This is a genomic window from Janthinobacterium sp. FW305-129, from assembly GCF_020858115.1.
Classification (GTDB): Bacteria; Pseudomonadota; Gammaproteobacteria; order Burkholderiales; family Burkholderiaceae_D; genus Janthinobacterium.
In genome coordinates, this window is record NZ_JACYMM010000013.1 from 117,547 (window position 1) to 130,119 (window position 12,573).

Annotated in this window: 11 protein-coding genes; 4 read left to right on the plus strand and 7 right to left on the minus strand. The window is 61.8% G+C overall.

Annotated features, from left to right (window positions below):
• Window positions 1–13 precede the first annotated feature (13 nt).
• Both IGS61_RS24185 and IGS61_RS24190 read right to left on the minus strand, forming a co-directional pair.
• On the minus strand, window positions 14–1,294 hold the full coding sequence (locus IGS61_RS24185; RefSeq protein WP_230541943.1) for a TCR/Tet family MFS transporter: 1,281 nt from the start codon (window positions 1,292–1,294) through the stop codon (window positions 14–16).
• A gap of 119 nt (window positions 1,295–1,413) precedes the next feature.
• The gene (locus tag IGS61_RS24190; protein WP_230541944.1) at window positions 1,414–2,064 is read right to left on the minus strand and encodes an HD domain-containing protein; all 651 of its coding nucleotides are present in this window, start codon (window positions 2,062–2,064) and stop codon (window positions 1,414–1,416) included.
• Window positions 2,065–2,397: 333 nt separating this feature from the next.
• On the opposite strand from IGS61_RS24190, the gene IGS61_RS24195 reads away from it, so the two are divergent.
• The 3 genes from IGS61_RS24195 to IGS61_RS24205 all read left to right on the plus strand — a co-directional run bounded on the left by IGS61_RS24195 (window position 2,398) and on the right by IGS61_RS24205 (window position 6,465).
• On the plus strand, window positions 2,398–2,889 hold the full coding sequence (locus IGS61_RS24195; protein ID WP_230541945.1) for a chemotaxis protein CheW: 492 nt from the start codon (window positions 2,398–2,400) through the stop codon (window positions 2,887–2,889).
• A gap of 217 nt (window positions 2,890–3,106) precedes the next feature.
• Window positions 3,107–4,747 carry a methyl-accepting chemotaxis protein gene (locus tag IGS61_RS24200; RefSeq protein ID WP_230541946.1) on the plus strand — a complete coding sequence of 547 codons (1,641 nt, stop codon included), beginning with the start codon at window positions 3,107–3,109 and terminating at the stop codon, window positions 4,745–4,747.
• A gap of 80 nt (window positions 4,748–4,827) precedes the next feature.
• Complete coding sequence (locus IGS61_RS24205) at window positions 4,828–6,465, plus strand: methyl-accepting chemotaxis protein (RefSeq protein WP_230541947.1); 1,638 nt, start codon at window positions 4,828–4,830, stop codon at window positions 6,463–6,465.
• Here the strand turns inward: IGS61_RS24205 and IGS61_RS24210 are convergent.
• Genes IGS61_RS24210 through mgtA form a run of 3 tightly spaced genes read right to left on the minus strand, consistent with a single transcriptional unit; the run spans window position 6,462 to window position 10,033 of the window.
• Window positions 6,462–6,974 carry a ribonuclease HI family protein gene (locus tag IGS61_RS24210; protein WP_230541948.1) on the minus strand — a complete coding sequence of 171 codons (513 nt, stop codon included), beginning with the start codon at window positions 6,972–6,974 and terminating at the stop codon, window positions 6,462–6,464. The genes IGS61_RS24205 and IGS61_RS24210 overlap by 4 nt on opposite strands.
• Window positions 6,971–7,312, minus strand: a complete 342-nt coding sequence (locus IGS61_RS24215) for a DUF6677 family protein (RefSeq protein WP_230541949.1) — start codon at window positions 7,310–7,312, stop codon at window positions 6,971–6,973. Before IGS61_RS24215 ends, IGS61_RS24210 begins: the two co-directional genes overlap by 4 nt.
• Window positions 7,313–7,348: 36 nt before the next feature.
• Window positions 7,349–10,033: a magnesium-translocating P-type ATPase gene (gene mgtA / locus IGS61_RS24220; RefSeq protein WP_230541950.1), complete on the minus strand. Its 2,685-nt coding sequence runs from the start codon at window positions 10,031–10,033 to the stop codon at window positions 7,349–7,351.
• 474 nt (window positions 10,034–10,507) lie between these two features.
• Here mgtA and IGS61_RS24225 point away from each other — a divergent pair, with 474 nt between their 5' ends.
• Window positions 10,508–11,197, plus strand: a complete 690-nt coding sequence (locus tag IGS61_RS24225; protein WP_230541951.1) for a hypothetical protein — start codon at window positions 10,508–10,510, stop codon at window positions 11,195–11,197.
• Window positions 11,198–11,295: 98 nt separating this feature from the next.
• On the opposite strand, the gene IGS61_RS24230 is transcribed toward IGS61_RS24225, so the two are convergent.
• Together IGS61_RS24230 and IGS61_RS24235 are read right to left on the minus strand one after the other, a co-directional pair.
• Entirely contained in the window at window positions 11,296–11,883 is a 588-nt protein-coding gene (locus IGS61_RS24230; protein WP_230541952.1) for a hypothetical protein, read from the minus strand.
• Window positions 11,884–11,939: 56 nt separating this feature from the next.
• The gene (locus tag IGS61_RS24235; RefSeq protein WP_230541953.1) at window positions 11,940–12,551 is read right to left on the minus strand and encodes a TetR/AcrR family transcriptional regulator; all 612 of its coding nucleotides are present in this window, start codon (window positions 12,549–12,551) and stop codon (window positions 11,940–11,942) included.
• Window positions 12,552–12,573: the final 22 nt, after the last annotated feature.

The following is a 12,573-nucleotide window of genomic DNA, read 5'->3' on the forward strand; positions in this document are numbered from 1 at the left end:
ATTATCCCGCCGACTACTTTGTGGTGGAAACCGCAAGTCTTGCCTGGCGCTGTGCCTGGAAGTAGCGCCAGGCCACCACGATGCCCAGGGTTTGCATGATGGCGCACAGGTAGAAGGTGCTGCCGATGCGCCAGTCTTGCGGCGGCAAGTGGCTCACTTCGCCAAGGATCATGCTGCCGAGCAAAGGCATGATGATGATGCCCAGGCTGCTGATCGATTGCAGGGAGCCCATCAGTTCGCCCTGTTCGCCGGCGTTCGATGATTTCGAGATGATGCCCTGCAGGGCCGGCCCGGCGGCAAAGGCCAGCAGGTTGCACAAAATCAAGGCGTACATCATCCAGCCCTGCGTGGCCAGGCCGTACAGCAGGTAGGTGAGGGCGCCCGAAGCCATGCCCAGCAGGGACAGGCGCACTTCGCCAAAGCGCTTGATGAGGATGCCCAGCAAGCCCGCCTGCACGACGGCCGCGCACAGGCCCACGCAGAACAGGGCGATGCCGTTCTGGCGCGGCGTCCAGTCGAAGCGGAAGTGCGTGTACAGCACCCAGGTGGTGTTGAGCATCATTTGCGCAAAGGTCATCAGGCCGGAGGCCAGCACCAGGCCGCGGATTTCCACGCGGCGCACCAGTTTCATCAGGGCGGCGAACGGATTGATGCGCGCCCAGGTAAATGGCGCGCGGGGACCGGGCCGCAGCGATTCGGGCACGCAGAAATAGCCGTAGATGAAATTGGCCGCCGACAGGCCCGCCGCCACGTAGAACGGCAGGTGCAGGTTGATCTCGCCCAGCAGGCCGCCCAGCATGGGGCCGCAGATGAAGCCCAGGCCAAAGGCGGCGCCGATCTTGCCGAAGCTCTTGGCGCGGTTGTCCGGCGTCGACACGTCGGACGCATAGGCGGACGCGACCGACATGCTGGCCGACGAGACGCCGCCGATGATGCGGCCGATGAACAGGCAAGCCAGGTTCGGCGCCCAGCCCGTGGCCAGGAAATTGATGCCCATGCCGGCCATCGAGTACAGCAGCACGGGACGGCGGCCCACGCGGTCGCTGATGGCGCCCAGCATGGGCATGAAGATGAACTGCAGCAAGCCGAAGACGGCCGCCATGATGCCGTACCAGAATGCCTGCGCATCCTTGCCGTCGACAAAATCGCCGATCAGGATGGGCAGCACGGGCACTACCAGGCCGATGCCCAGCATGTCGATGAAGACGCAGACGAGGATGAAATTGAGATTGGCGGCGCTCTTTGGGGCGGGGGATGACGGGGAATGGCTATCGGGGCGGGTTTTATCGGACATGCATGCTTTCGGCGCGTTGGCAAAGCGCCGGCGCGTGGCAGTGTTCTGCTGGCGCGCGGCGCGATCGCTGAGCCTTGCATTATAGACAGCATGCGCGCTGCTGGCTATCGCCACCCATGCTATGCGGCAATTCCCCACTCGTCCGCAAAGGCGGCGCGGAAATCCGTCAGCACGGCCAGGCGCTGTTCGGCCAGGGCGCGGCCCGCCGCCGTCTGCATTTTGCCAGGTAGTTTATCGAGCTTGGTGACGATATGGTCGAGCGCGTATGCCTTGTCGTCGAGTTCGCGATGCCTGGCCAGCGGATCCGCGCCATGCGCCAGCGCGCTGTCCATGCGCGCCGCCGTGTAGAACAGGCGCGCCAGTCCCACGGCGCCCAGCGCGTCGATGCGGTCGGCATCCTGCACGATCTGCGCTTCAAGCGTGTGCGGCGGCAGGTTGGCGGAAAAACTGTGCGTCTCGATGGCGTGGGCCACGCCGGCCAGTTTTTCTGCCGGGAATTCCAGTTCGGCCAGCTGGCGGCAAGCCAGGGCGGCCGCCTGGCGCGAGGCCAGGTGCCGTTCGGGGTGATTTTTCGGCAGGTTGACGAGGTCGTGCAGATAGCAGGCGGCCATCACGGTGAGGGCATCCGCTTGCGCATGGTCCTGCAGCAGGACGCTGGCGTTGCGCCAGACGCGGTGCAGGTGGTTGATGTCGTGGGCGCCGTCATCGCCCAGGCCGGCCGTGGCCAGCGCCAGCAGGCGTGGCTGCCATTGAGAAAGCAAAGAATCCATGGTTCAAAGTCGTAAAAAGCAGGGGCCGCCAGTGTGGCATAAAACGCCGCCGCGTGCGGCGGCCGGCCAAGTGCGCCGGCGTACTGTATTTGCCACAGTAATTGCATTTTGGAAAATATTCAAACCGCCGAGTGCTCTTTTTTAGTGCATGTAAAATTTACATGGGGTAACATTGCCGCACGGAAATTAGAAGCATAAGCTAATTGCGAGAAAGTATTTGCAAAAAAACCTACAAGTGGCAGCCATTCCCTCGTGGATGGATTTTGTCACGTCCAAGGCTTGCGCGCAGCGTGCCTTGGCCTGCGCCCCAGGCGAGTTAACGAAAGGATTATCATGAACACCAATTCCAGCGACACTGGCACTACCGTTGCCAAGGCTGCCGAATACCTGGCCTTTACCCTGGGCCAGGAAGAGTATGGCATCGACATCCAGAAAGTCAGCGAAATCCGCAGCTATGAAACGCCGACCCGCATCGCCAACGCCCCCGAGTTCGTCAAGGGCGTGGTCAACCTGCGCGGCATCATCGTGCCCATCGTCGACATGCGCATCAAGTTCAACCTGGGTACGCCCAGCTACGACCAGTTTACCGTCGTCATCATCCTCAACATCGGCAACCGCGTCGTCGGCATGGTCGTCGACCGCGTCTCCGACGTCACCACCCTGATGCCGGAACAGATCAAGCCCGCGCCGGACATGGGCCGCTCGATCGACACGGAATACGTGATCGGCCTGGGCACCATCGACGAGCGCATGCTGATCCTGGTCGATATCGACCAGCTGATGTCCAGCGCCGACATGGGCTTGATCGAGAAACTGGCGGCGTAATGCCGTAGTGAACAGAATTTCCCTCCATATTGTCAAAAACTATTGACATTAAGTATTGCATATCGTTTCCGCAGGGAGCACGCTAGCGCATTTTCCTGGCGCACGGTTCAACCGAACCGTGCGCCAGTTTACTTGTCAGGACAGATTTGGCGGCGTCCGCCACGCTGCCCTTGGCGCGGGCTGCAGGGCGCGTCTTCAGGATATTAGGATGGTTCACATGAATTTGTTAAGAAACGTCAGCATCGGGGTGCGTCTGGGATTGGGTTTTGCCGTCATTTTGCTGTTTTCCATGCTTATTACCGGCATCAGCGTCTGGCGTTTGCATGACGTGGCCAGCGCCACGCGCACGATGATGGAAGAGCCACTGGCCAAGGAACGTTATATTTCCGACTGGTATACGCGCATCGACAGCGCCGTGCGGCGCACGATCGCCATCGCCCGCAGCAGCGACACGTCGCTGAGCGGCTTTTTTGCCGAAGAGTCGAAAGCATCGACCGCCAGCTCGGCGGTCCTGCAAAAGAAGATCGCGGCGCTGCTCAAGGATCCGCAAGAGCAGGCCATGTTCGCCGGCCTGCTGGAATTGCGCGAAGTCTATGTCGGCTCGCGCGACCAGGTCTACAAGCTCAAGGGCGAGTCCCAGGTCGAGGCCGCCAACGAAGTGTTTGAAAAGACCTTCGTGCCTGCCGCCGCCAAATACCAGAAGATGGTCTACGGCTTGCTGGAACACCAGCGCGCCACCATCGACGCCACGGCGCGCCAGATCGATGACATCGCCATTACCAGCCGCAAGCTGCTGCTGTTGCTGTCGGCCCTGGCGCTGGCCTTCGGCATCGTGTGCGCCTGGCTGTTGATGACGGGCATCGTGCGCCCCCTGCGCACGGCCGTGGAGATTGCCCGCAAGGTGGCCGATGGCGACTTGACGGCGCAAATCGATGCCAGCGCCAAGGATGAAACGGGCCAATTGCTGCAAGCGCTCAAGGATATGAATACCGGCCTGCTCAATATCGTGGGTGAAGTGCGCAGCGGCACGGACAGCATCGCCACGTCCTCGACGCAAATCGCTGCCGGCAACCAGGATCTGTCTTCCCGTACGGAAGAACAGGCAGGGTCCCTGGAGGAAACAGCCTCGTCGATGGAAGAGCTGACCAGTACCGTGAAACAGAATGCGGACAATGCGCGCCAGGCGAACCAGTTGGCGGCCTCGGCGGCGCAAGTGGCCGTCAAGGGCGGCGAGGTGGTGGCGCAGGTGGTGGGTACGATGGAATCGATCAATGCGTCGTCGAACAAGATTGTCGACATCATCAGCGTGATCGACGGCATCGCCTTTCAGACGAACATTCTGGCCCTGAACGCGGCCGTGGAAGCGGCGCGCGCCGGTGAGCAGGGCCGCGGCTTTGCCGTGGTGGCGTCCGAAGTGCGCAATCTGGCCCAGCGTTCGGCGTCGGCGGCGAAGGAAATCAAGACCCTGATCGGCGCGTCGGTCGAGCAAGTCAATGCGGGCAGCATGCTGGTGGCGCAAGCCGGTTCGACCATGAACGACATCGTCGACAGCGTGCAGCGCGTGAGCGACATCATCACGGAAATCACGGCGGCCAGCAGCGAGCAAAGCGTGGGCATCGACGAGATCAACCGCGCCATCGGCCAGATGGATGCTGTGACGCAACAAAATGCAGCCTTGGTGGAAGAGTCGGCCGCCGCCGCCGAATCCATGCAGCACCAGGCGCACAAGCTGGCGCAAGTGGTCAGCGTGTTCAAATTGAATGGCCAGCGGGCCGGCGGCAGCGGGGCGAAGGATGTAGCACCTGCGCAAAAACGCCCGGCAGCGCCGCAAACCGCCTTGCGCATCGGCAAACGCTGACGCTGGCGCGGCTGCCCCGTGCAGCCGCTTTCTGCTGTCTCCTTTTATATAGTCTGGTTCCGCTCTTTCAGGATATTCACATGAATTTGTTAAGAAACGTCAGTATTGGTGTGCGCCTCGGCCTGGGTTTTGCCGTGATTTTGCTGTTTTCCATGGTCATCACGGGCATCAGCGTGTGGCGCTTGCACGATGTGGCGACGGCCACGCGCACCATGATGGAGCAGCCGCTGGCCAAGGAACGTTATATTTCCGACTGGTACAGCAAGATCGACAGCGGCATCCGCCGCACCACGGCCATCGTGCGCAGCGCCGACACCTCGCTGGGGCCGTATTTTGCGGAAGAAGCGAAACAGTCGTCCGTTGTCTCGAGTGAACTGCAAAAGAAGATCGAAGCCCTGATTTCCGGCCCGCAAGAAACGGAACTGTTCCGCCAGGTCAGCGAAATGCGCAAGGTGTATCTGGATGCCCGTGAGCAAGTATCGAAGCTGAAGGCGGCCGGCCAGACGGAAGAAGCGGAAAAGGCCTTCCAGGCCGTGTTCGTGCCCGGTTCGACGAAATACCAGAAAGTCATCATGAACATGCTGGAACACCAGCGTGCCAGTATCGACGCCACGGCGCGCGATATCGACGAAGTGGCCAAGACCAGCCGCAACCTGATGCTGGCGCTGGCCGCGCTGGCGCTGATCTTTGGCGTCGTCTGCGCGTGGGTCTTGACCATGGGCATCGTGCGCCCCCTGCGCACGGCCGTGGAGATTGCCCGCAAGGTGGCCGATGGCGACTTGACGGCACAGATCGATGCCAGTGCCAAGGATGAAACGGGCCAACTGCTGCAAGCGCTCAAGGATATGAACACCAGCCTGCTCAATATCGTCAGCGAAGTGCGTACGGGCACGGACAGCATCGCCACGTCGTCGACGGAAATTGCTGCAGGGAATCAAGATCTGTCTTCCCGCACGGAAGAGCAGGCCGGTTCCCTGGAGGAAACAGCTTCGTCGATGGAAGAGCTGACCAGTACCGTGAAACAGAATGCGGACAATGCGCGCCAGGCGAACCAGTTGGCGGCCTCGGCGGCGCAAGTGGCCGTCAAGGGCGGCGAGGTGGTGGCGCAGGTGGTGGGTACGATGGAATCGATCAATGCGTCGTCGAACAAGATTGTCGACATCATCAGCGTGATCGACGGCATCGCCTTTCAGACGAACATTCTGGCCCTGAACGCGGCCGTGGAAGCGGCGCGCGCCGGTGAGCAGGGCCGCGGCTTTGCCGTGGTGGCGTCCGAAGTGCGCAATCTGGCCCAGCGTTCGGCGTCGGCGGCGAAGGAAATCAAGACCCTGATCGGCGCGTCGGTCGAGCAAGTCAATGCGGGCAGCATGCTGGTGGCGCAAGCCGGTTCGACCATGAACGACATCGTCGACAGCGTGCAGCGCGTGAGCGACATCATCACGGAAATCACGGCGGCCAGCAGCGAGCAAAGCGTGGGCATCGACGAAATCAACCGCGCCATCGGCCAGATGGATGCCGTGACGCAACAAAATGCGGCCCTGGTGGAAGAATCGGCGGCGGCCGCCGAATCGATGCAGCACCAGGCGCATAACCTGGCGCAGGTCGTCAGCGTGTTCAAGCTCAATGCCCAGCAGGCCAGCGTCAGCGGTTTGAAGGGGATGAAACGCCCGGCGGCCAAGGCACCGCAAGATACCTTGCGGATCGGCCGCGCCGCTTAATCTTTCTCCATCCAGCCGGCGATCGCCAGTTGCGACAGCCGGTCCGCCTCGCCATTCCGGTGGCGCGGCAGCCAGCGCAAGCTCACATCAGTAAATTGTTCCAGCAGGGCCACTACGGTGGCCCTTTGCGTTTCCAGCCCCTTGGCGCCCACGGGCGTCGTTCCCAGCACGTCATTGATCACCACCTGGCTGTCGCCGTACAGCAGCAGTTGCACGGGTGGCGGGCGCACGGCCAGTGCCGCCTGCAGCACGGCCGTCAGGGCCGCGTATTCCGCGTCGCTGCTGCTGCCATGGCCGGCCGCCTCGCTCACTTCGATGCGCTCGCCGTTCGGCCCCAGCAGCAGGGCGCCTATGCCCAGCTTGCCAGGGTTCGGGTGGGCGGAACCGTCGAACCAGCCGCGCCAGGCCAGCGGCCCGCCATGGTCCTGCCGCTTGAGCGCCAGCTGCGCGCGGCGCGCCTGCATCTTCGCTTCCTTGCGCAGTTTGCGCGCCTCTGCTTCCGCCGTCATGGTTTGAGGAACCATGTATCGATGAGGCTGCCTATCCAGCACGCCACCAGCACACCCACGGCCACCGTCATGGCGGGGCCGTCATTGGCGGAGAGCGCCTCCACTTTTTCCATGATCAGCTGCACGTCCAGGGGCAGGGCGCCGCTGTCGATCTGTGCCATAACCTGATCCAGTCGTGCCATGATCTGGCGCAATACGATCGCCAGCGCGACCAGGGCCGGCACGAGGAACAGGCAGCCGCGCGCCTTGCGTTTTAGTAAGAAATGCCCGCTGCCGGGAAACACGAGGGCCGACAGCAGCAGGGCGAGATGACGTTTGGGAAGGGGGGAGCCGCTCATGCGCGCCTTTTGTAAGGGAAAGAGCGGCCCATCATACTATTGCCAGCCGAATTTGCGCAGATACACGCGTTTCATGAACGTCGTCAGCACCGTATAGCAGATGAGGATGCCCAGCAGCCAGGGGAAGTAGCCCAACGGCAAGGCTTGCAGCTTGAAGTAAGTTGCCAGCGGTCCCATCGGCAGGAACACGCCCACGGCCATGATGAGGGTCGTGGCCACCAGCAGGGGCACGGACGCGATGCTGTCGATGAAGGGCAGCTTCGGCGTGCGGATCAGGTGCACGATCAGCGTCTGCGTCAACAGCCCCACGACGAACCAGCCGGACTGGAACAGGGTTTGCTGCTCCGGCGTATTCGCGCCAAACACATGCCACATCAGGATAAACGTGCTGATGTCGAAGATCGAGCTGATGGGGCCGAAAAACACCATGAAGCGGCCGATGTCGCGCGGGTTCCAGGTCAAAGGCTGCTGGATCAGTTCGGCGTCGACATTGTCGAACGGGATGGCGATCTGCGACACGTCATACAGCAGGTTTTGCACCAGCAAGTGCAGCGGCAGCATGGGCAAGAACGGCAAAAAGGCGCTGGCCACCAGCACGGAAAACACATTGCCGAAGTTCGAGCTGGCCGTCATGCGGATGTATTTGAGCATGTTGCTGAAGGTGCGGCGGCCTTCCAGCACGCCTTCTTCCAGCACCATCAGGCTTTTTTCCAGCAGGATGATGTCGGCCGCTTCCTTGGCGATATCGACGGCCGAATCGACGGAAATGCCGATGTCGGCCGCGCGCAGGGCGGGCGCGTCGTTGATGCCGTCGCCCATGAAGCCAACGATATGGCCATTGCCGCGCAGGGCGCGCACGAGGCGCTCCTTGTGCAGCGGGCTGAGCTTGGCAAACACGGTGTTGTCCTCGGCCGCCCTGGCCAGGGTGGCATCGTCCATCTCGTCCAGCTGCGGGCCTTGCAGCACGCCATGCACGGCCAGGCCCACTTCGCGGCAAATCTTCGCCGTCACCAGGTGGTTGTCCCCCGTCAATACTTTCACGGTGACGCCATGTTCCGCCAGCGCGCGCAGGGCGGGCGCCGTCGATTCCTTCGGCGGATCGAGAAAGGCGACATAGCCGATCAGGGTCAGCGCCATTTCATCGGCCACGCCGTACACGGTCTTATGGGGCGGCACTTCCTTGACGGCCACGGCCACTACGCGCAAACCTTCCGCGTTGAGGCCGTGCGTGGTTTCCAGCACCTTGTCCAGCAGCGCGGCGTCGAGCGGCACGTTGACGCCGTTCAGACGCAGATGGCTGCAGGCAGCGAGGATTTCCTCGACGGCGCCCTTGCAGATCAGTTCATGGTGATCATTCTTTTCGGAAACGACGACGGACATGCGGCGGCGCACGAAATCGAACGGGATTTCATCTACCTTGACGTAATCGCGGGCCAGCTGCATTTCCGTCTGCAATTCCACGTGGTCGAGCACGGCGCGGTCCAGCAGGTTTTTCAGGCCCGTCTGGTAGTGGCTGTTCAGGTAGGCAAATTGCAGCACTTCATCGGACGGCTGGCCGAACACGTCCGTATGGCGTTCCAGCACGATCTTGTCCTGCGTCAAGGTGCCTGTCTTGTCCGTGCACAACACGTCCATGGCGCCGAAGTTCTGGATCGCGTCCAGGCGTTTCACGACGACCTTCTTTTTCGACAACTTTACGGCGCCCTTGGCCAGGGTGCTGGTGACGATCATGGGCAGCATTTCCGGCGTCAGGCCCACGGCGACGGACAGGGCGAACAGGAACGCTTCCATCCAGTCGCCCTTGGTCCAGCCATTGATGAGGAACACCAGCGGCGCCATCACGAGGGCGAAGCGGATCAGGAGCCAGCTGACGCTGTTCACGCCCGCCTCGAACGCCGTCGGCGTGCGCTCGGTGGCCGTCACGCGCGTGGCGATGGTGCCGAAATACGTGCGGTTGCCCGTGGCCAATACCAGCGCCGTGGCCGCGCCGGAAATCACGTTGGTGCCCATGAACAGCAGATTGGCCAGTTCCATCGGGTCTTTGCCATGGGCGTCGGCCAGCTCGGCCATCTTTTCCACGGGCAAGGATTCGCCCGTCATGGCCGCCTGGCTGACGAACAGGTCTTTGGCGGACAGCAAGCGGCAATCGGCGGGGATCATGTCGCCTGCCGACAGCACGATGATGTCGCCCTGCACCAGCTGGCGGATCGGCAATTCCGTCTGCTGGCCATTGCGCAGCACGGTGGCCGTGTTGCTGACCATGGCTTTCAGGCGCTCGGCGGCCCGGTTCGAGCGGCCTTCCTGCACGAAGCGCAGCAGGGTCGACAAAATCACCATGGTGCCGATGACGATGGTCGCTTTCGGATCTTCCGTCAGGTAGGAAACGATGGCCAGCACGGTGAGCAGCAAGTTGAACGGATTCTTGTAGCACAGCCACAGGTGCTGGTACCAGGCCAGCGGCTTTTCATGCTCGACCTCGTTCGGCCCCGTTTGCGCGCCGATCACTTGCGCCTCGGCATCGCGCAAGCCTTCCAGGCGCGTGTGCAGGCGGTTCAGGGCGCTGTCCAGGTCTTCATGGGCGGCGGCCAGCAACTGGCGCGCCAGATGGTCGGGCACGGGGCGGGCCGTGCTGTTTTCCAGCGGCATGGCGCGGCGGCGGAAGTTGCCGGCCGTATGGCGCTTGCGCAGGAACGATTCGAATAAGCGGGTGAAGAGGTTCATGGCTCTTCCTTTCACGACGAGGTGTTGACGGGCGGCGCAGCCGCAGGCAAGACTTGCGTGCCGCCAGGACACAATAGTGCTGGCGGGCAATCCGGGTCAGTAGCCGGTCGCGATCGGAAAGAGGGAGGGAGAGGCGCGCAGCCGGACTGGCCGCGCGAGACACCGCACCTTGCTCAGCAAGGCACGGAGAAAACGGAATTCCGCGTTGCTTGCTGTTTAGCTGCCGAGGCAATCACCGATACAGGATCGGCTACTGTCACTAGAACAAGTACCCACGTGGGACTCCGTAAAATGAATAATGCAGGGATGATAAAAGTGCATGCAGACAAGGTCAAGCAAAGATCGTCAACATTACCGAAGCGTAATGTTGACCGGGTCTTGGCCAGCGCTTTTCTGCTGGCGTTCGTCCTGGCCGCGATTGTTATAATCGGGGCAAACCGTCATGTTCGACGAAAAGGCAGGCAAGACAGGCCCATGAAAGGCATTGGTCATATGGCAAGACTCAAAGAGATCAGGGTGGTGGAAACACCAATCAGCTATTCCAACCAGCACGCCTGGTCTTTTCATCCGGGCGCGCATCATGTGCGGCAGTTGCTGATGCATTTTTTGCCGTCCGATTTCGTCCTTGATGGCTCTTCGCTCCTGTCCGTCATCTTCGGCGAAAAACCGGCCGGCGAGGCGCAGTGCAGCCAGGTGCTGGGCTGCACCAGCTATTATGTGGAAGACTTCGATATCGGCGCCTACATGGCCTGTTCCCCGTCCGCACAACAGGAGCGCATGCTGCTGGAACTGACGGCGGTGCTGGTCCGGCTGGCCAGTGGTGCCGAGGCCGAGGCCGTCAATCAGGCGGCACGCCGTGTGCGCGACTGCGCGTTTACACTCCGCATCCCGGTGCGCAAATTATGGCGTTCGTCGCCGGACAAACAATATCGCGTCGAAGTTTACCGGTGCCTTGGCCCGGCCATCGGCGAGGTGTGGCAAGCTCACCTCGTCGACAAAGCCGGAAAACCATTGGCTGTCGACGGCATCACCGGCACGCCAGGCTACCTGGACCGTACCTCCCACTTCAGCAAGTCCCGCTGGGACGGCGCGTTGTTTCAGATCGTGCACACCACGCTCAATTCCGTCGTGTATAGCCTCGATACGGCAAGGTGCTATACGTAATGGTTGCTGTGGAAAACTATTTTGAAGCGGAATTATTGAAGCATTTGCAAGGCGCGTGGTGCCTGGTACTGGCAATGCCGGCACCCGCTTGTGCACGCTTATCTGAGCGGAACCGGCAAGCGCCGGGTCAGCGGACGCATGCTTTGACGATCCGTCCATAGACCGGGAAAGACTTCGAACTTCAAATCGTCACGGTTGACGCCGGTATCGAAATAGCGGCACAGCCTGTCGCTGAGGTCTGCATCGCCCCACATATTGGTCAGCTCATGGCGTTCGATCAGGTCGCGGCTTGCGGGCAGTGCCAGTTCTTCTTTCAGCGCGGGTATCACGCTGTAGTCGAGGGCACAGTCAGCACCCAGATCGACCAGATCGGCACCGCGAAACGGGAAGCCTCCCTCGAAATTGACAAGCGGCCTCAACCAATAGCGTTCATGGTCGCCGACAATCAGAGGGCTACCCGCTGGGATTTGCTCGACGGCAAGCTGTCGCAAGACGATTTTCCCGACAAAGCCGCTGAAAAGGACCGGTGTCGTATCGAGCGTCAGGCCGCTCCAGTCACCGGTGGCGCTGCTGGCAGCGTAAAAGCGCATGATCGAGTTCCTGGTCATCTGTGCCAGCGCATATAAATTCTCGCGCAGCTTGAGGCTGACCAGGTCGCCTTCCTTCCAGACGATACGCTTTACCATGGGATACTCCTTGTCGGTGACGGTGTTGAACAGCAGACGGTCAGGCAGGTTCGATTTCAGGAGGGCTTACAGGTGCTTAAGGAAAGTGAATCGGCCAGGATGTGCCACAGCGCCGCGTGGCGCTGCTGCAGCGCGGCGCCGCCAGCGTAAATGAGTTCCACGTGCAGGCTGTCGACGATGCCCAGGTAGGCTTGCGCATACAGGTCGATGCGTTGCGGCGGCAGGGCGGGCGCCAATCGCCCCAGGCTGGCCACGTAGTGCCGCTGCAATTGCGCCAGCAACGCTTCATAGCCCGTGCCCACTTCCACGCGCAGGGGCGCGGGCGGCAGGTACGCCGTGCGCAGCAAAAAGCGCAAGTGGGCCGAATCGGCATAGCGCTGTGCCATGCGGTCGCAGTACAGGGAACCGGCCAGCTGGCCGCCCGGTGCCGCCAGCGCCGCCTCGTCGGCGAAGCAGGCGTCCATGAAGGCTTGCTCTTCGGCCAGTGCGTCGGCAAACACGTCCAGAAACAGGGCGTCCTTGCCGGCGAAGTGGGAGTACAGCGAGGCCTTGCGCATGCCCGCCTGCGCGGCGATGTCGCTGAGGGACGAGGCGTCGTAGCCGTGTTCGGAAAAGTGCACGACGGCGACGGTGCAGATGTTATCGGCCGAGGCCGAGCGTTTCTTCATATGAGGGTAGTAGTTGGGTGAA